The following is an 18,490-nucleotide window of genomic DNA, read 5'->3' as shown; positions in this document are numbered from 1 at the left end:
CTCCCCTCACCCACCGTCCATCGCGGCGGTCCCGCAAGGTTAGCCGAACCGTCTTCACCGGTTGGTAAAATCCCGTTGGCGGGGCTGCCGGCGCCGCTCTAGGCTGCGCGCCGGCTGCGCCGCCCGGAAAGATCCGGCCGGACGGCGCAGCCGCCATCCGGCCGCCACGGAACCCGCCCATGACCGTCTCCACCATCGGAACCATCGACGGCGTCGAGATCGCCGCAGTCGCGCTGTCGCTGGCCGACGGGACCGCGGCGACGGTGATCGGGTTCGGTGCGTCGGTCCAGTCGCTGACGGTTCCGGCGCCGGAGGGGCCGCGGCCGGTGGTGCTCGGCTACCCGGATCTTGCCGGCTACCTGCACAATCCCGGCTATGTCGGCACCACCGCCGGCCGCCACGCCAACCGCATCGGCGGCGGCCGCTTCACACTGGACGGCCGGACCTACCAGCTCGGGCTCAACGAGCGCGGCCGCACGCACCTGCACGGCGGGCTGCGCGGCTTCTCGCACCGGCCGTGGCGGCTGGTAGCCTCCGATGCCACGTCCGCGACCTTCGAGATCGTCTCGCCGGATGGCGAGGAGGGCTATCCCGGCACGCTGACGGCGCGCGTGACCTACACGCTCGCGGCGCCTGCGACGCTCAGGGTGACGATGACGGCGACCACCGACGCGCCGACGATGGTCGGCCTCGCCCACCATTCCTACTTCACGCTGGCGCCCGGCCGCGCCGTGCTGGAGCACCGCCTCGCCGTGCACGCAGCACACATCACGCCGGTCGATGCCGACCTCATCCCGACCGGTGAGATCGCCCCGGTCGCGGGCACCCCCTTCGATCTTCGCGAGCCCCGCCGCCTCGCCGACGGTCCGCGCCTCGACCACAACTACGTGCTGGACGCGACGCCCGCGGACGACGGGCTGCATCCCGCGGCCACCGTCATCGGCGGCGGGCTCGTGCTGACTTGTCGGACGACGGCGCCGGGCCTGCAGGTCTATGACGGCGGCGGCCTCGGCGTGCCGTTCTTCCCGCACGCCGGCCTCTGCCTCGAGCCGCAGACCTTCCCGGACGGACCGAACAAGCCGCACTTCCCCTCGCCGGTGCTGCGACCGGGCGAGACCTGGCGGCAGGTGACGGAGTACGCCTTCGCGCCGGAGACCTGACGCGGCAGCCGTCAGGCGCCCCGCTGCAGCGTGTGCTCGACCGCGACGACGCCGGGATCGTCGGGATCCGGCCGCATGGTGAAACCGAGATCGGTGCAGAGCCTGAGCATCGAGGTGTTCTCGCGCAGCACCGAGCCGACGACGCGGGCCGTGCCGCGGGCGCGGGCATAGTCGAGGATCGCCTCCATCAGCGCCGAGCCGAGGCCCCGCCCCTTCATGTCCGAGCGCACCATGACGGCGTATTCGGCCGTGTCGTTCTCCGGATCGGCGATGAGCCGGACGACGCCGACGATGGCGGCGTCGGCCGCCACCGCCACCAGCGCCATCTCGCGGTCGTAGTCGATCTGGGTGAGACGGGCGGCGCGCTCGGCCGAAAGCTCCATGACTGGGGCGAAGAAGCGCAGCCTGAGGTCCTCCGGCGTCGACAGGCGGACCATCTCGGCGAGCGCCGGCGCGTCCTCCGGCCGGATCGGCCGCACCTCGAAGCTCTCGTTCCCGTCGATGCCGACGCGCCGCTCGAGCGAGCGCGGATAGGGGCGGATGGCGAGCCGGCGGCCGGCGGCGACGGGGGCGACGACGATCCGGGCGTCGAGCGCCAGCACGCCGTCAGCGTCGGCGACGAGCGGGTTGATGTCGAGCTCGACGACGTTGGGCAGGGCGACGGCGAGCTCCGACAGCGCCACCAGCACGGCGGCGACCGCCTCAAGGTCGGCCGGCGGGCGGTCGCCGTAGCCGGCGAGCAGGCGGGCGACGCGGGTGCGGCCGATCATTTCGCGTGCCAGCATCAGGTCGAGGGGCGGCAGGCCGATCGCGTGGTCGTCGAGCACCTCGACGGCAGTGCCGCCGGCGCCGAACAGCACCACAGGCCCGAACGTCGCGTCCTCGCTGAGGCCGCAGACGAGTTCGTGGGCGCGCGGCCGGTGCGCCATCGCCTGCACCACGAAGCCGTCGACGCGCGCGCCCGGCGCGCGGGCGGCGACGGTCGCGAGCATCTCGCGCGCCGCCGCCTCGACGGCGGCCGCGTCCCCCAGGGCGAGACGGACGCCGCCGACCTCCGACTTGTGGGCGATGTCGGGCGACAGGATCTTCAGGACGGCGGGGAAGCCGATCCGGGCGGCCTCTTCCGCAGCAGCCAGCGGATCGGCCGCGGCGATGCGTGTCGCCACCGTCGGGATGCCGAAGCCGGCGAGCACCGCCATCGCCTCGGCGTCGGTGAGAACGGAGCGCCCTGCCGCGATGGCCGCCTCGACGGTGGTGCGCGCGGCCTCGATCGCGGCGGCGGTGGCGCGCGCGGCGGCTTCGGGCACCTGCATCAGGAGGGCGCGGTTCCGGCGGTGGGCGACGAGGTGCATGAACGCCCGCACGGCGGCGTCGGGCGTGGAATAGGTCGGCACCCGCGCCGCCTCAAGGCGCGCCCGCCCCGCACGCGCCGTCGCCTCGCCGAGCCAGCAGGCGAGCGTCGGCCGGGGCGGCCCGGCGGCGAGGGCGGCGACGACGCCGTCCGCCGCCTCGGTCCCGTCGGCGAGCGCGGTGGGGGCGTTCAGCACCAGCACCGCGTCGGCCTCCGGGGTCGACAGCGCGGCCGCCACCGCCGCCTCGTAGCGGGCCCGGTCGGCGCGTGCACCGAGGTCGACGGGATTTCCGCCGCCGCTCGGTTCGCCAGCGGCGAAGCGAGCCAGAGTTTCCGGCGTGAGCTCGGCGAGGCGGCCGCCCTGGGCCTCCAGTGCATCGGTGGCGAGGACGCCGACGCCGCCGCCGTTGGTGACGACGACGAGCCGGTCGCCCGCCACAGCCCGGCCGCCAGCGAGCGTCGCGGCGGCCTCGAAGAGTTCGCGCAGGTCGCCGACCCGCAGCAGGCCGGCACGCCGGAAGGCCGCCTCGTAGACGGCATCGGTGCCGGCGAGCGTGCCGGTGTGGGAGCGCGCCGCACGGGCGCCACCGCTGCTGCGGCCGGCCTTGACGACGACGACGGGCTTCAGGCGACCGGCGGCGCGCGCGGCCGACATGAACTTGCGCGCGTCGGTGATCGCCTCGACATACATCAGCACGGCGCGGGTGCGGCGGTCGCCGGCGAGGAAGTCCAGCATGTCGCCGAAGTCGACGTCGGCCATGCCGCCGAGCGAGACGACGTGCGAGAAGCCGATCGCGTGCGCCGCCGCGCGGTCGAGCACGGACGTCATCACCGTGCCGGACTGGGTGAGGAAGGCGATGTCGCCGGCCGCCGGCGCCGCGGGCGCGAGGCTGGCATTGAGGCCCGCTGCGGGCGAGACGACGCCGAGGCTGTTCGGCCCGACGAGACGCATGAGGTGCGGGCGGGCGGCCGTGAGCATCGCCGCCTGCAGCGCCGCCGCCTCGGCACCGCTGCTGGGACCGTCGCCGACGATGATCGCCGCCCGGCAGCCGCGCGCGCCGAGTTCGGCGACGAGGCCGGGCACGGCTGCCGGCGGCATGGCGATGACGGCGAGATCCGGCGTCACCGGCAGCTCGGCCACGGATCGATAGGAGAGCGTCGAGCGGATGGCGCGACCGGCACCGCTGACGGTGAGGATCGGGCCGGCGAAGCCACCGGCATAGAGATTGTCGGCGAGCACCCGCCCGGCCGTGCGCGGCTCGTGGCTCGCGCCGATCAGCGCGACCGTCTTCGGGGCGAACAGGGCGTCGAAGTTGCGGATGCTCAGGACGAAACCTCAGCCACGCGCCCGATCGGCGCGCGCAAGGCGAAGGATAGCCGATCCGCGCGGCAGTCCGAAGACGATCAGCCGTCCAGCGCCGTGAGGGCGCGGCGGTCGCGCAGGACCACCCGGCGCGGCGACGGCAGCTCGATCAGCCGGCTGCGCTCGAGCTGGGTGAAGGTGCGCGACACCGTCTCGATGGTGAGGCCGAGATGGTCGGCGAGGTCGTTGCGCGACATCGACAGATCGACGACGTCGCCGTCGCCGCGCGCCGAGAGGGCGAGCAGGAAGCTCGCCACCCGCTCGGTGGCACCCTTGCGGGCGAGCGTAAGCGTCAGGCGACGGACGCGCTCGAGATCGCCGGTGGCGAGCAGCCAGAGGGCGCGGGCGGCGGTGCCGTCCCGCTGGGCGGCACTCTCCACCGCCGAGCGGCGGACGAGGGCGACCTCGCAATCGACCACGGCCTCGGCGGAGGCGTAGTGGACATCGCCGCACTCGAGGCCGAAGACGTCGCCCGGCAGGTGGAACGCCTCGACCTGGCGGCGCCCGTCGGCGAGCTGGCGGCAGGTCCGCACCGTGCCGGAGATGACGCGGTAGACGAAGTCGGCCGGCTCGTCCTGTCCGTAGATTTCCTCGTTGCGCAGGAACGGCATGGCGACGCCGGGCAGATCGAGGCCGTCGGCGAGGTGGACCAGCGGTTGCGACGGGGCCGACCGCAGCATCGGGCGGATGTCGGTGTGCGGGGTCGAGACGCTCAGTCCGTGCATCGCTCGTCTCCTCGTGAAGCGGATGTTCACGGAGTACGGGCTGTGCGTCGCGGACGAAATTCCGTTGGCTCCCCGAACGGGAAATCCCTTAAGGGTTTTACCGGAGGCGGCCCGGCCGCCGCGCCGCATGGCGCCCGTCGTACCGGAAGGCTATTGGTTCATCCGTGAAGCAGGCGGACGGCCCCCACGGCAGTGCTCCATCCGGTGGATGGGCCCCACGACCCGAGCGTGAGCGCCCGGGGGATCGTCGCACGGTTGGCGGGGCGCTTCGGCCGCGCCCGGATCTCAGCGCGATCGTCGTTCCCCTCGGAGGCGCCGTCGCCATCGTCGCCGGCACCGCGGCGTTCCGCCTCGTGCTGGAACCGGTGCTGGAAGGCCGGTCGCCGTTCCTGTTCTTCGTTCCGGCGGTGCTGCTCGCCGCCGGCTACGGCGGCCTCTGGCCAGGGGCGCTCGCGACGGCGCTCAGCCTCGCCGCGGGGCTGGCGATGTCGCCGATGCCCGCCGCGACACCGGACCTCCTGGAGGCGATCGCCTTCGCGGCGATCGGCAGCGGCCTCGCCATCGGCGGCGAATGGCTGATGCGCTCGCGCGCCGACGCCGAGGCGCGGACCACAGACCTGCAGGATCGCGAGGCACACTTGCGGTCGATCCTCGAGACGGTGCCGGACGCCATGATCGTCATCGACGAGCAGGGCGTCATGCAGGAGTTCTCCGTCGCGGCGGAGCGGCTGTTCGACCGCCAGGCGAAGGACGCGATCGGCCAGAACGTCTCGATATTGATGCCGGAGCCGCACCGCGCCGCTCACGACGGTTACATCGGCCACTACCTCGACACCGGTGAGCGACGCATCATCGGCATCGGGCGCGTCGTCGTCGGGGCGCGACGCGACGGCACGACCTTCCCGATGGAACTCGCGGTGGGCGAGATGCGCTCGCGCAACCGCCGATTCTTCACCGGCTTCGTGCGCGACCTCACCGAACGCCAGCGGACGGAGGCGCGCCTGCAGGAACTGCAGGCCGAACTCGTCCACGTCTCGCGGCTGACGGCGCTCGGAGAGATGGCCTCAACGCTCGCGCACGAGCTCAACCAGCCGCTGTCGGCCATCGCCAACTACCTGAAGGGCTCGCGGCGGCTGCTCGAGGGCGACGAGAGCCCGCAGGCGGAGCGGCTGCGCGGTGCCGTCGACAAGGCGGCCGACCAGGCGCTGCGGGCCGGCGAGATCATCCGGCGGCTGCGCGGCTTCGTCGAGCGTGGCGACACCGAACAGCGCATCGAGCACCTGCCGAAGCTGATCGAGGAGGCGAGCGCGCTCGCCCTCGTCGGCGCCAAGGAGCACGGCGTGCGGGTCCGGTTCGCCCTCGATCCCGCCTGCGAGTGGGTGATCGCCGACAAGGTGCAGGTGCAGCAGGTGCTGCTGAACCTCGTACGCAACGCGGTCGAAGCGATGGAGGCGACGCCGCGACGCGACCTGACGATCGCGACAGCCGCCGCCGACGACGGGCTGGTGGCGGTGACGGTGAGCGACACGGGCACCGGCCTCGCTCCGGAGATCGCCCAGCGGTTGTTCCAGCCGTTCGCGACAACGAAGACGCAGGGCCTCGGTATCGGCCTGTCGATTTCGCGTACTATCGTCGAGGCACACGGGGGCTCGATCTGGGCTGAGCCGGGTGAAAGCGGCGGCACACGGTTCGGATTCACCCTCAAAGCGGCACAGGAGATGCGCGACGATGGGTCCTGAGGGCTTGGTCCACGTCATCGACGACGACGATGCCGCGCGCGACTCGCTGCTGTTCCTGCTGGAGACCGAGGGGATCGCCGCAACTGGCCACCCCTCGGCCGACGCCTTCCTCGCCCACGCGGACACCGGCGAGCTGCGCGGCTGTATCATCACCGACGTGCGCATGCCGGGCATGAGCGGCATCGAGCTCCTGCAGGCGCTGCGCGAGCGCGGAGCGACGGTGCCGATCGTCGTCATCACCGGTCATGGCGACATCGCGCTCGCGGTGGAGGCGATGAAGGCCGGAGCGCGCGATTTCCTCGAGAAGCCCTACCGCGACGACGCGCTGATCACGACGGTGCGCACCGCGCTCGCCGAGGTCCAGCGCGATGCGGAGGCCGGAAGCGGTGACCGCACCGCCGGGGAGCGGACCGCCGCCTGCCTGCGGTTCACGGGGCTTTCGCCGCGCGAGCGCGAGGTGCTGGACGGGCTGGTGGCGGGCAGCTCGAACAAGGCGATCGCCCGCCAGCTCGGCATCAGCCCCCGCACGGTCGAAGTCTACCGGGCGAACCTGATGACGAAGACACAGGCGACCAGCCTCTCCCACCTCGTTCGCCTCGCCCTGGCGGCCGGCGTCGTCTCCGCCGAGCCTCCGGCCTGACGCGCGCGGATTGATCGAGATCAAGGCGGGACGGCGCGCCGTCCCGGAAGCTAGGATTGCGACCGTCGACCCTGCACGGCTCGCTGCGACCGGTCCCAGGCATGATCACGAACGTGAGCCAGACAGACGCGGCAGCCCTGACCGTCCTGGTCGTCGACGACGATCCGGACGTGCTGGGCAGCCTGAGGTTCTCCCTCGAGGTCGAGGGCTACCGGGTGCGCACCTATGCCGACGGTGAGGCGATCCTGTCGGACATGGCGCTGCCGAACGTCGGCTGCCTCGTCGTCGACTTCCACATCCCCGGCGACGACGGGCTGTCGGTCATCGACCGGCTGCGGGCCCGGCAGGTCGAGATGCCGGCGATCCTGATCACCAGCACGCCGACGGCCGCGGTGATCCGCCGGGCGAGTGCGGCGGGCGTGCCGATCGTCGAGAAGCCGCTCCTCGGCTCATCCCTGAGCGACGGCATCCGGCAGGCCTTCGCCGACGACGTCTGAGCCGGCCGCCCGGGCCGACCCCGCGTGCGCGTTGAGCTAGATCAGCCCGCCCAGGAGCGCCGCGACGAGTGCCGCCGACAACAGCGCGCCGTCGTGGAGCGCCAGCGCCAGGCGGCGCGGCGGCGCTCCGGCGTGCAGGATCAGCGTCGCGCCGAGGGTGGCGAGCGACCAGCCCGCCCCGACCAGGATCAGGCCGGACGCCTGGCCGACAGCCGGCTCGAGCACCATCATCGCCGCAAAGGCCGCCGCGAGCAGCGCGAGGCCGGCACCCGCCGCCGTCGACGGCGCGAGGCGCAGGCCGAGGAGGCCGATGGCCGCCGCCGGGCCGTACATGGCGACGACGTGCCAGGCGACGATGCCGTAGGTGGCGGCCGCGGTGACGCCGCAATCGACCAGCGCCATGGGCGCGTGCGTCATCGCCGATGCCATCATCGCCCACGCGACGACACCGATCGCGGTCGCGGCGAGGAAGCGGGCGCCGAAGAGGGGGGCGGTCGCCGCCGACGCGGCCGGGGCGGCCGGAACGCTATCCGCGGGCGCGCCTGGCTCGGCCAAAGCGGCTGCGAGCGCGCCGACGCTCGCGAGCGCCGCCGCCAGCGCGGCGCCGACGAGGGTGAACGGTTCGACGAGGCTTTCGGCAAAGGTCGCGAGCGCCGGGCCGCCGAGGCCGGCGGCGACGCCGACGCCGAGCACGGCCGCGACCTGGCGCCGGCGGTCGCCGGCACCGGAGGCCGCGGCGTGGCGGTAGAGCATGGCGAAGCCCTGGGCGACGCCGAGCCAGAAAGCGCCGACGAGGACCACCGGCAGCGACAGGATGAGCAGCCCGACGGCGACTGTCGTGCCGCCAGCGGCGCCGAGGCTCGCACCGGTGGCGAGCGCGGCGCGGCGACCGAAGGCATCGAGGAGCCAGGCGCCCGGCAGGCTGGCGACGACGGCCCCGGCGAGGCAGACCGCCATCGGCAGCGACGCCTCGACGATATCGCGCGACAACATCGCGCCGGCGAGCGGCAGCGTGCCGTAGACGAGCACCTGCGCGAGGCAGGCGAAGCCGGCCCCCGCGACGAGGGCGATCGCCCCGGCGGAACCGGTGCGCGTGAAGGCCCCGAGCGGCGGGCAGAGGCAGGCGAGGCGCCCGGGGCGGCTCTGCTCGGCCGCGGCGCCGGGTTGGCTGGCGCCCCGTTCGGAGGCGATGCTCACCGTTTCCGCTCCTCGGACGGCACGCGGACCGGGACGGCGCGGCGGGCGTCGGGTGTTTCACCGTCGGCGAGATCGTCGTCCGCCAGCATCCGCACGGCAGCGCCGTCGAGATCGGAATACTGGTCGGAGCGCAGCGACCACAGGAAGGCGAACAGCCCGGCGAGGCCGAGCAGCAGCGCGAGCGGCACGAGTACCAGGAGCACGGTCACGGCAGCACCTTGAGCATGACGGGACTGATCACGGCAGCGCCTCCCCGGCGATCCGAGCAACCGGGCGGGCCGGCGATGCGGCCCGCGGCGGCGCGGCGGCGCGGTCGCGGAGCGCGTTCACTGTCACCAGCAGTGACGAACCGGACATCGCCAGCGCGGCGACGAGCGGCGTCACGAAGCCGCCGACGGCGAGCGGCACGGCGATCAGATTGTAGACGACGGCGAGGCCGAGGTTTTCGACCATGCGGCGGCGGGCGCGGTGGGCGATCGCGAGCGTCTCCGCCACCGGGCCGAGGCCGCGGCCGAGGTAGACGGCATCCGCCATGCCCTGGGTGAGGTCCACCGCCGTGACGGGGGCGAGCGAGACGTCGGCGGCGGCGAGCGCCGGCGCGTCGTTGAGGCCGTCGCCGACCATCAGGACGCGGCGGCCGGCGGCGCGCAGGGCCGCGATCGCGGCCACCTTGTCGGCCGGCGTCAGGCCGCCTTGGGCGACGTCGCCCGCAAGCCCGAGGGTGGCGGCGACCGGCGCCACCGCTTCCGGCCGGTCGCCCGACAGGATCCGGACGTCGAAACCTGCGGCGACGAGGTCGGCGACCGTCTTGCGGGCGTCGGCGCGCAGCATCTGCGGCACCGCGAACACGGCGGCGCGCCCACCGGCGCGCACCGCGATCAGCGAGGCGGTCGGATGGGCGGCCCGAGCCGTCGCAGCCAGAGCCTCCACGTCGCAGAAGGCGGGGCTGCCGAGGCGGACGTCGACGCCGTCGACGAGCGCGTGGACGCCGCGGCCGGTCTCCTCGGTGACACCGTCGATGGGCGAGAGGCCCGAGGCGGCGCCGGCCAACGCGGCGGCGAGCGGGTGGCGGCTCGACAGCGCCAGGCGCGCCGCGAGGGCGACGAGGCCGTCGTCCGGCCCGTCGGCGACGACGGCGAGGCGCTGCGGCTCTGGGACGGTCAACGTACCAGTCTTGTCGAAGACGACGGTGTCGACGGCAGCGAGGCGCTCCAGCGCGTCGCCGCTCGCGAGCAGCACGCCGCGGCGGAACAGGGCACCGGCGGCGACCACCTGCACGGCCGGCACGGCGAGCGCCAGCGCGCACGGGCAGGTGATGATGAGGACGGCCACCGCGATCAGCACGGCGAAATGCAGGGAGGCGCCGAGCGCCAGCCAGCCGAGGCAGGCGATGAGGGCGGTGGCGTGCACCACCGGCGCATAGAGGCGGGCGGCACGGTCGGCGAGGCGGACATAGGCGCCGCGCCGCTCGCCCGCCGCCGTCATCAGCCGCTCGATCTCGGCGAGCAGCGTGTCGGCGCCGCTCGCCCGCACGCGCACGGTGAGCGCGGCATCGAGGGCGAGGGCACCGGCGTGGACGCGGTCGCCCCGCCCGACCCGGCGCGGTGCCGTCTCGCCGGTGAGGCCGCTCTCGTCCAGCGCCCCGAGGCCGACCTCGATGAGGCCGTCGGCCGGGACCCGCTCGCCCGGCCGCACCAGCACCGCGTCGCCCGGCACGAGCAGGCGCGCCGGCACGGCGGTGAGGCTGCCATCGGCGTCGAGGCGGGTGGCCGTCTCGGCGTGCAGCGCGGCGAGGTTGGCGGCCGCCGCGCGGGTGCGCCGGCGCATCGCCTGATCGAGCACGCGGCCGGCGAGCAGGAAGAACAACAGCATCAAGGCGCTGTCGAAATAGGCGTGCAGGCCGGAGGTGGCGGTCTCGTAGACGGAGACGCCGAGGGCGAGCACGACGCCGATCGAGATCGGCACGTCCATGTTGGTGGTGCGGCGGCGCAGCGCCGCGAACGCGCTCGTGAAGAAGGGCTCGCCCGCCACCGCCGCGGCGGGCAGCGCGATGAGGGCCGAGATCCAGTGGAAAAGGTCGCGCGTCTCGGGCGAGATGTCGGAGGCGTTGCCGGCCCAGACTGACACCGACAGCAGCATGACGTTCATCGCCGCGAAGCCGGCGACGGCGAGCGCGCGCACGAGGCGGCGCATCTCGCGCGCTTCCGCTGCCTCCGGCCGCCCGGGCTCGAAGGGATGGACCTCGTAGCCGGCCTCGGCGAGGGAGCGTACGAGCTCCGCCGGATTGACCGCCTCGCCCTGCCAGTCGATGGCGAGGCGGCGGTCGGTGACGTTCAGGCGCGCCGAGGCGACGCCCGGCACCGCTGCCGCCACCGCCTCGACGTCGACGACGCAGGCGGCACAGTCGGCGTGCTCGAGCACGAGTTCCAGCCGTGCGCCACCGTCCGCCCGCCGCCGCACGAAGGCGGACGGGTCGGCGCCGCCAGGCGGCGACGGAGCGGTGGCGACGGCCGTGGTCATGGGGCGTAGATCCGACGGGTCGAGCGGAAGGAGGGCGCGCCGTCGCGGGCGAGCTCGACGACGAGGTCCCACTGGCCGTGGGCAGCGTTGACCGTCCCACTGAAGGCGCCGGCGCCCGCGGGGACCAGGTCGAGCACGATGTCGCGGCGCGTATCGGCCGGATGCTCGAGCCGGACCGTTGCCACCAGTCCCGCGAGGGGCAGGCCGTCGGCGTCCACTGCCGTCACCGTGATCACGCGCTCGGGCGCGCTGGCATCGGCAGTCGAGACCGTCGTCATCAGGGACGTATCGACGGTCCAGCCGAGGGCGTCCTGGGCTTCCATGGCGGCCCGCTCGGCGGCGTAGCGCTGGCCGGCGCGGTAGGAGGAATCGGTGCGCGCCCCGCCGAAGGTGGTCAGCGCCACCGTGATCATCACGGCGTTGGCGCCTGCGACGACGAGGAAGAAGCCGACGAGGCTCGCAAGCACGACGCGGCCGGTGAGCCGGCGTTCGCGGGGGGCGGGAGGCGGCGCGGCAATGGGAAGGGCGACGGGCATGATGGTCCTCACGGCATCCGGAAGGTGTCGTCGACGGCGGCGGTGATGCCGGTCACGGCATCGACGGCCCGGAAGACGATCGGCGCCGACGTATCCTTGCCGGGCAGCGGCGCGGCGGTGACGAGGGCGCGCAGCTCGCGCGTCTGGTCGGGACCGACGGTGACGCTGACGGCACCCCCCTCCTCCAGCGTTCCGCCGACGATGTCGAGACGGGCGCCGGCGGGGCCGGCGACGCTGACGAGGAAGGTGGTCTCGACCGCCGCCTTGTTGACGAGCCGCAGCGCGTAGCCGTTGCGGACCTCGCCGTCGGACAGGATCACCGCCACCGGGTTGCGGTCGTGCTGGACGGCGACGCCGACCGGGCTGCGTACCGCGAGCGCGTAGACCATGATGGCGCCGACGAGGACGATGATGGCGCTGTAGAGGATGGTGCGCGGCCGGATGAGCCGGAACTGCTCGGGCTCGCCGCGCAGGCGCCGCTGGATGTTGAGATCGGTGTCGTAGGCGATCAGCCGCTCGGGCTGGCCGACACGGCGCATGACGGTGTCGCAGGCGTCGATGCAGAGACCGCACTGGATGCAGCCGAGCGAGGCACCGTCGCGGATGTCGACGCCGGTCGGGCAGACCGCGACGCACTGGCCGCAATCGATGCAGTCGCCCGCCGGCTGGCCGGCGGCACGCAGGGCGGCGGCCTTCTTGAGCGAACCGCGCGGCTCGCCGCGATCGACGCGGTAGGTGACGTTGAGGGCGTCCTCGTCGGTCAACGCCGCCTGGATGCGCGGCCACGGGCACATGTAGAGGCAGACCTGCTCGCGCATCAGCCCGGCGAGGGAATAGGTGGTGAAGGTGAGCGTGGCGATCGCCGCATAGGCGATCAGCGGCGCCTCGCCGGTGGCGAGTTCCACCACCAGCGTCGGCGCATCGGCGAAGTAGAGCACCCAGGCGCCGCCGGTCCACCAGGCGGTGATGAGCCAGAGCGTGTGCTTGGCGGACTTGCGGGCCACGCCGCCGGCGGTGAGCGGGTGGGAATCGCGCAGCATCCGCTCGCGCCGGTCCCCCTCGCAGAGCCGCTCGATCGCCAGGAACAGGTCGGTCCACACCGTCTGCGGGCAGAGGTAGCCGCACCAGACCCGGCCGGCGAGCGCGTTCATCAGGAACAGCGCCATCGACGCGAGGATCAACAGGCCGGTGAAGAAGTAGATCTCCTGCGGCCAGATCTCGATGAAGAAGAAGTAGAAGCGCCGGGCCGGCAGGTCGATCAGCACGGCCTGGTCGGGGGCGTTCGGGCCACGGTCCCAGCGCACGAACGGCAAGAGGTAGTAGATGCCGAGGGTGACGAGCAGGACGATCCAGCGCACCCGCCGATAGGTGCCGGAGACGGACTGCGGATAGATCTTGCGCCGCGCCTCATAGAGGGGCGCGTCGTCGCCGGGGGGCGGCTCGGCCGGGCCGGGGCCAGCCTTGCCCTTGCGATGGTCGACGACGATGGCGGTCATGAAACCAGTCTCCAGAAGAGGTGTCCGGCCGGGCACCCCCGCACCCGGCCGGACCGCCCACCGGCGGCGGCGCCGTCAGGCGCCACCACCGAGGGCGTGTACGTAAATCGTCAAAGCCTTGATGGTGGTCGGGTCGAGCCTATCGACCCACGTCGGCATGACGCCGCCGCGGCCGTTGCGGATGGTCTCGGTCATGTCCTTGCGGTCGTAGCCGTAGAGCCAGATCGGATCGACGAGGCTCGGCGCGCCGAGCTCCTGGTTGCCGTGACCCTCGGCGCCGTGGCAGGCGGCGCAGTTCGCCTCGAAGATCTCCTTGCCCTTGGCGAGATCGGCCTCCGGCAGCACGTCGAGGCCGGCAATCTGGCGGACGTACTCGATGACCACCGGGACCTCCTCGGCCGGCAGCATGCCGTCGCGCACGAAGGCCGGCATCTCGCCCTGGCGGCTGTCGGCGTCGGCGTTGCGGACGCCATGGGTGATCGTCTGCTGGATCTGCTCGAGCGAGCCGCCCCACAGCCACTCGTCGTCGACGAGGTTGGGATAGCCGCGGGCACCACCGCCGCCGGCGCCGTGGCAGGGCGCGCAGTTGTCGCCGAAGGCGGCGCGGCCGAGCGCCTGGGAGAAGGCGAGCAGCTCCGGGTCGGCGTTCGCCTGCTCGACCGGCGTGTCGGCGAGCCGCTGCAGGGTGGCGCCGCGCTGGGTCTGCAGGGCAGCGAGCGCGACGTCGACGGACTCCCGCGACGACCAGCCGAGCACGCCACCGGCATAGCCCGAGACCAGCGGCCAGCTCGGATAGACGACCCAGTAGCCGACCGACCAGACGATCGTGGCGTAGAAGACCCACAGCCACCAGCGCGGCAGCGGATTGTTGAGCTCGCGAATGCCGTCCCACTCGTGGCCGGTGGTGGAGACGCCGGTTGCGGCGTCGACTTCGGGACCGGTGTGGTCGACCATCGGATCAGTCCTCGCTCAGGGGCAGGCGCGCCGCCTCGTCGAACTGGGCCTTGCGGGAAGGCCAGAGCGCGTAGGCGAGGACGGCGAGAAAGACGACGACGAAGTAGACGAGTCCCCAGGACTGGGCGAACTCGGCAAGCATGCGGTAGGTGTCGGACATGACCGGGTCGCCTCAGCGGAGGTTGGCTTTGTCGTCGTAGAGCTTGAAGTCGACGAAGGTGCCGAGGGCCTGCAGGTAGGCGATCAGCGCGTCGGCCTCGGTGATGCGGCCGCGATTGCCGTCGAAATCGCGCACCTGGATTTTCGGATAGCGCTCGGCGAGGGCCTCGGAGTCGGCGTCCTGCGTCGCCTGCGCACGCAGGTCCTTCTGGGCGTTCTCGATCATCTCCGGCGTGTAGGGCACGCCCAGCGCCGCCTGCACCTTCAGGTCGTCGGCGATGTAGCGGTCATCGAGGCGGCGCTCGGCGAGCCAGGGATAGGCCGGCATCACGGTGCCGGGCACCACCGAGGACGGCGCGTGCAGGTGCTCCTGGTGCCACGCGTCGGAATACTTGCCACCGACGCGGGCGAGATCCGGGCCGGTGCGCTTCGAGCCCCACTGGAACGGCCGGTCGTACATGCTCTCGGCGGCGAGCGAGTACGGGCCGTAGCGCTCGACCTCGTCGCGCAGCGGCCGGATCATCTGGGAGTGACAGTTGTAGCAGCCCTCCCGGACGTAGATGTTGCGGCCGGCGAGCTCCAGCGGCGACCACGGCCGCACCCCGGCGACGCGCTCGATCGTGCTCTTCAGATAGAAGAGCGGCACGATCTCGACGAGGCCGCCGATGGAGATGACGATCAGCACGCCAATGATGAGCAGGATCGAGTTCTTCTCGAGAACCTGGTGACGAACCCAGACGGACATTGCTCTCGTTCCTTACTCGGCGGGCTGCGGGGCGGCGGCGGAGCCGGCCTCTTCCGGCGCGGCGGAGGTGATGGTCTTCCAGATGTTGAAGGCCATCACGATCGCGCCGGACAGGAAGAGCAGGCCACCGATCGCCCGGATGACGTAGAAGGGGTGCATCGCCTCGACGGTCTCGATGAAGGAGTATTCGAGGAAGCCGAGCGAGGTATAGGCGCGCCACATCAGGCCCTGGAGGATGCCGGACACCCACATCGCCGAGATGTAGAGGACGATGCCGATGGTCGAGATCCAGAAGTGCCAGTTGACGAGCTTCAAGGAATAGAGTTCCCGCTTGTGCCACAGCCACGGCACGAGGCAGTAGATCGCGCCGAAGGAGATGTAGCCGACCCAGCCGAGCGCCCCGGAGTGGACGTGGCCGATGGTCCAGTCGGTATAGTGCGACAGCGCATTGACCGACTTGATCGACATCAGCGGCCCCTCGAAGGTCGACATTCCGTAGAAGGCGACCGAGACCACCATCATGCGCAGCACGGGGTCGGTGCGGAGCTTGTCCCATGCGCCCGAGAGCGTCATCAGGCCGTTGATCATGCCGCCCCACGAGGGCATCCACAGCATGATCGAGAAGGTCATGCCGAGGGTCTGCGCCCAGTCCGGCAGCGCCGTGTAGTGCAGGTGGTGCGGACCGGCCCAGATGTAGAGGAAGATCAGCGCCCAGAAGTGTATGATCGACAGCCGGTAAGAATAGACCGGCCGGTCCGCCCGCTTCGGGATGAAGTAGTACATGATGGCGAGGAAGCCGGCGGTGAGGAAGAAGCCGACGGCGTTGTGGCCGTACCACCACTGCACCATCGCATCCTGGACGCCGGACCAGACGATGTAGGACTTCGGCGAATAGAGCGAGAGCGGAACGGCGGCGTTGTTGCCGAGATGCAGGACGGCGATGGTGAGGATGAAGGCGAGGTAGAACCAGTTGGCGACGTAGATGTGCGGCTCCTTGCGCCGCATGATCGTGCCGAGGAAGACGAGGAAATAGGTCACCCACACGACGGTGAGGAAGAGATCCGCGTACCACTCGGGCTCGGCATATTCCTTCGACTGGGTGATGCCGAGGAGGTAGCCGGTGCCGGCGATGACGATGAAGAAGTTGTAGCCGAGGACGACGAACCAGGGGGCGATGTCGCCGACGAGGCGGGCCCGCGAGGTGCGCTGCACGACATAGAAGGACGTCGCGATCAGGACGTTGCCGCCGAAGGCGAAGATCACCGCCGAGGTGTGCAGCGGCCGGATGCGGCCGAACGAGATCCACTCGAGGCCGAAGTTCAGCGCCGGATAAGCAAGCTCGAGCGCCGCCCAGACGCCGACGGTGAAGCCGGCGATGCCCCAGAACATCGCGGCGATCGTGGCGAACTTCACCGGGCCGAAGTTGTAGTTGGGCTTGCCGCCGATCTCGCGGGGCTCGACGCCGCCCTCTTTCGAGAACCAGCGGTCGATCAGCTTGAAGATGCCCCACGCGCTCGCCGCCATGAACAGATAGGCGTGGAAGGCATAGGCGGGGGTATGGGCCTTGGCGGCGGCGAACAGCGACAGGATCGCGAGCCCGATGAGAGCCGCGATAGTGAGGCCTTCGCCGATGCTCAGTCCCCTGCGGCCGGTGCTGGAAGTCGCCATCGCAAGTGATCCTCGTGCGTCACGGCGGCTCCGGCTGCTGCGCCGGAACCCTCGCGTGCACCCTCTGCCCGGCGCGCCTCCTTCTCATTGATCCAGGTCAAGCCGGCCGCATGCTGCACATGCGAAGACCGCGACGCGCCGACGCAGCTGTGGTGCGGCGCGGCCGGCCTCGTCGCGGCGACGGGTTTGATCCGCATCAATGCGGGGAGTGCCGCGCGGCCGGAGCCTCTCGAGGATGGTGACGGCGCGATCCTGCGCCGTGCCTGCGACGGCGCCCTGCCGGGGCCGTCGGTCCTCGCCGACGCGGAGGTCCCCATGGTCCGCAACGCCGCCCGCTACGCCTCCGCGAAGCTGCCCCGCTACACGAGCTACCCGACGGCCGCCGAGTTCGGTCCCGATGTGGACGCCGGCACGTACAGCGCCTGGCTCGACGCGCTGCCGGCGGAGACCGATCTTTCGCTCTATCTGCACGTGCCGTTTTGCGCCGAGCTCTGCCACTACTGCGGCTGCACGACGACGGCGGTGAAGCGCTACGGCCCCGTCGCCGATTTCGTCGAGGTGCTGGCGCTCGAGATCGGCCTGGTCGCCGATCGCCTGGCCGGCCGCGGCGGCGTTCGGCGCCCGGTCAGCCACATCCACTGGGGCGGCGGCACGCCGACGACGCTGTCGGGCGCCGACATGGAGTGGATCGGATCCCTCCTGAAGGAGCGCTTCGACATCCGCCCCGACGCCGAGATCGCGGTCGAGATCGACCCGCGGCGGGTCGGCGAAAAGCATCTCGCCGCCTTCCGCGCGCTTGGGGTCAACCGGGCGAGCGTCGGTGTGCAGGACTTCGATCCCGTCGTGCAGAAGGCGATCGGGCGCATCCAGACGGTGGAGGAGACGCGGGGGGCGATCGCGGGTCTGCGGGCCGCCGGCGTTGCCGGCGTCAATGTCGACCTCGTCTACGGCCTGCCCTACCAGACGCCGGACGGCTTCTCGCGCACGCTGGACGCGGTTGTGGCGATGGCGCCGGACCGCATCGCCCTGTTCGGCTACGCCCACGTGCCGTGGATGAAGCGCAACCAGGCGCTGATCCCCGAGGCGGCCCTGCCCTCGACGGAGGAGCGGCTCGCCTTCGCCGAGCGCAGCACCGCGGAGCTGAAGGCTGCCGGCTACGTGCTCGTCGGTCTCGACCACTTCGCCCGCCCGGACGACCCGCTGGCGCTGGCCGCGGCCGAGGGCGACCTGCACCGCAACTTCCAGGGCTACACAACCGATCGCGCCTCGGCGCTTGTCGCCTTCGGGCCGTCGGCGATCGGCTCGCTGCCGGGCGGCGTCGGCCGGCCGGGCGGCTATGTGCAGAATCACGCCACCGTCGGACCGTGGCGCACCGCGATCCGCGAGGGCCATCTCGCCACTGCGCGCGGCGCCGAGGTCGACGCCGACACCCGCCTCGACGCGGCGGTGATCGAGCGGCTGATGTGCTCGCTCGCGGTCGACCTCGCCGAGGTGGCGGTGGCGCACCGGCGCTGCCCGTCGCGGTTCGCCCCCTCGCTGCCGGCGATCGACCGGCTGGCGGCCGACGGCCTCGTGGTGCGCACAGGCTGGAAGCTCGCGATTCCGGTGGAGGCGCGCGCCTTCGTGCGCCACGTCTGCGCGGTCTTCGACGGCTATCGCCGCGACGTGCCGCAGCGCCACGCCGCAGCGGTGTGAGCGGGGAGGAATCGGCGCCCGCGGGACCGTTCGTTGACGATGCAA

Annotated in this window: 16 protein-coding genes; 5 read left to right on the top strand and 11 right to left on the bottom strand. The window is 72.2% G+C overall.

Annotated elements, in window-relative coordinates:
- Positions 1-179: 179 nt before the first annotated feature.
- Positions 180-1,160, top strand: coding sequence for an aldose epimerase family protein (locus RUR49_RS03515; RefSeq protein ID WP_409144903.1), 981 nt, complete (start codon positions 180-182; stop codon positions 1,158-1,160).
- A gap of 11 nt (positions 1,161-1,171) precedes the next feature.
- Here RUR49_RS03515 and RUR49_RS03510 read toward each other — a convergent pair whose 3' ends face one another.
- Both RUR49_RS03510 and RUR49_RS03505 read right to left on the bottom strand, forming a co-directional pair.
- The gene (locus RUR49_RS03510; protein WP_409144948.1) at positions 1,172-3,790 is read right to left on the bottom strand and encodes a GNAT family N-acetyltransferase; all 2,619 of its coding nucleotides are present in this window, start codon (positions 3,788-3,790) and stop codon (positions 1,172-1,174) included.
- 125 nt (positions 3,791-3,915) lie between these two features.
- On the bottom strand, positions 3,916-4,599 hold the full coding sequence (locus RUR49_RS03505) for a helix-turn-helix domain-containing protein (protein ID WP_409144902.1): 684 nt from the start codon (positions 4,597-4,599) through the stop codon (positions 3,916-3,918).
- A 353-nt stretch (positions 4,600-4,952) separates the two neighbouring features.
- Here RUR49_RS03505 and RUR49_RS03500 point away from each other — a divergent pair, with 353 nt between their 5' ends.
- The 3 genes from RUR49_RS03500 to RUR49_RS03490 all read left to right on the top strand — a co-directional run bounded on the left by RUR49_RS03500 (position 4,953) and on the right by RUR49_RS03490 (position 7,475).
- Complete coding sequence (locus tag RUR49_RS03500) at positions 4,953-6,338, top strand: sensor histidine kinase (protein ID WP_409144901.1); 1,386 nt, start codon at positions 4,953-4,955, stop codon at positions 6,336-6,338.
- Positions 6,328-6,978, top strand: a complete 651-nt coding sequence (gene fixJ, locus RUR49_RS03495) for a response regulator FixJ (RefSeq protein ID WP_409144900.1) — start codon at positions 6,328-6,330, stop codon at positions 6,976-6,978. Before RUR49_RS03500 ends, fixJ begins: the two co-directional genes overlap by 11 nt.
- Before the next feature lie 113 nt (positions 6,979-7,091).
- Entirely contained in the window at positions 7,092-7,475 is a 384-nt protein-coding gene (locus tag RUR49_RS03490; RefSeq protein ID WP_409144899.1) for a response regulator, read from the top strand.
- Positions 7,476-7,511: 36 nt separating this feature from the next.
- Here RUR49_RS03490 and RUR49_RS03485 read toward each other — a convergent pair whose 3' ends face one another.
- From RUR49_RS03485 to ccoN, 9 genes are all read right to left on the bottom strand, one after another.
- Positions 7,512-8,672, bottom strand: a complete 1,161-nt coding sequence (locus RUR49_RS03485) for a hypothetical protein (RefSeq protein ID WP_409144898.1) — start codon at positions 8,670-8,672, stop codon at positions 7,512-7,514.
- Positions 8,669-8,881: a cbb3-type cytochrome oxidase assembly protein CcoS gene (ccoS, locus tag RUR49_RS03480; RefSeq protein ID WP_409144897.1), complete on the bottom strand. Its 213-nt coding sequence runs from the start codon at positions 8,879-8,881 to the stop codon at positions 8,669-8,671. Before ccoS ends, RUR49_RS03485 begins: the two co-directional genes overlap by 4 nt.
- A gap of 28 nt (positions 8,882-8,909) precedes the next feature.
- On the bottom strand, positions 8,910-11,192 hold the full coding sequence (locus tag RUR49_RS03475) for a copper-translocating P-type ATPase (protein ID WP_409144896.1): 2,283 nt from the start codon (positions 11,190-11,192) through the stop codon (positions 8,910-8,912).
- On the bottom strand, positions 11,189-11,728 hold the full coding sequence (locus RUR49_RS03470; RefSeq protein ID WP_409144895.1) for a FixH family protein: 540 nt from the start codon (positions 11,726-11,728) through the stop codon (positions 11,189-11,191). The genes RUR49_RS03475 and RUR49_RS03470 overlap by 4 nt, the downstream gene beginning before the upstream one ends.
- 8 nt (positions 11,729-11,736) lie before the next feature.
- Complete coding sequence (ccoG, locus tag RUR49_RS03465; protein ID WP_409144894.1) at positions 11,737-13,224, bottom strand: cytochrome c oxidase accessory protein CcoG; 1,488 nt, start codon at positions 13,222-13,224, stop codon at positions 11,737-11,739.
- A gap of 75 nt (positions 13,225-13,299) precedes the next feature.
- Positions 13,300-14,178 (bottom strand): cytochrome-c oxidase, cbb3-type subunit III, encoded by an 879-nt coding sequence (ccoP, locus tag RUR49_RS03460; protein WP_409144893.1) that lies wholly within the window; start codon positions 14,176-14,178, stop codon positions 13,300-13,302.
- A gap of 4 nt (positions 14,179-14,182) precedes the next feature.
- On the bottom strand, positions 14,183-14,338 hold the full coding sequence (locus RUR49_RS03455) for a cbb3-type cytochrome c oxidase subunit 3 (protein WP_409144892.1): 156 nt from the start codon (positions 14,336-14,338) through the stop codon (positions 14,183-14,185).
- A 12-nt stretch (positions 14,339-14,350) separates the two neighbouring features.
- Complete coding sequence (ccoO, locus tag RUR49_RS03450; protein WP_409144891.1) at positions 14,351-15,082, bottom strand: cytochrome-c oxidase, cbb3-type subunit II; 732 nt, start codon at positions 15,080-15,082, stop codon at positions 14,351-14,353.
- Positions 15,083-15,094: 12 nt separating this feature from the next.
- A complete protein-coding gene (gene ccoN / locus RUR49_RS03445; protein WP_409144890.1) occupies positions 15,095-16,750 on the bottom strand; it encodes a cytochrome-c oxidase, cbb3-type subunit I in 1,656 nt (551 codons plus the stop codon).
- Positions 16,751-17,065: 315 nt separating this feature from the next.
- Between ccoN and hemN the strand changes: the two genes are divergently transcribed.
- Complete coding sequence (gene hemN / locus RUR49_RS03440) at positions 17,066-18,445, top strand: oxygen-independent coproporphyrinogen III oxidase (protein WP_409144889.1); 1,380 nt, start codon at positions 17,066-17,068, stop codon at positions 18,443-18,445.
- Positions 18,446-18,490 lie beyond the last annotated feature (45 nt).

Source organism: Pseudoxanthobacter sp. M-2 (genome assembly GCF_046156265.1).
Lineage (GTDB): Bacteria > Pseudomonadota > Alphaproteobacteria > Rhizobiales > Segnochrobactraceae > CAMDHY01.
This window is presented reverse-complemented; position numbering and strand designations above follow the sequence as displayed.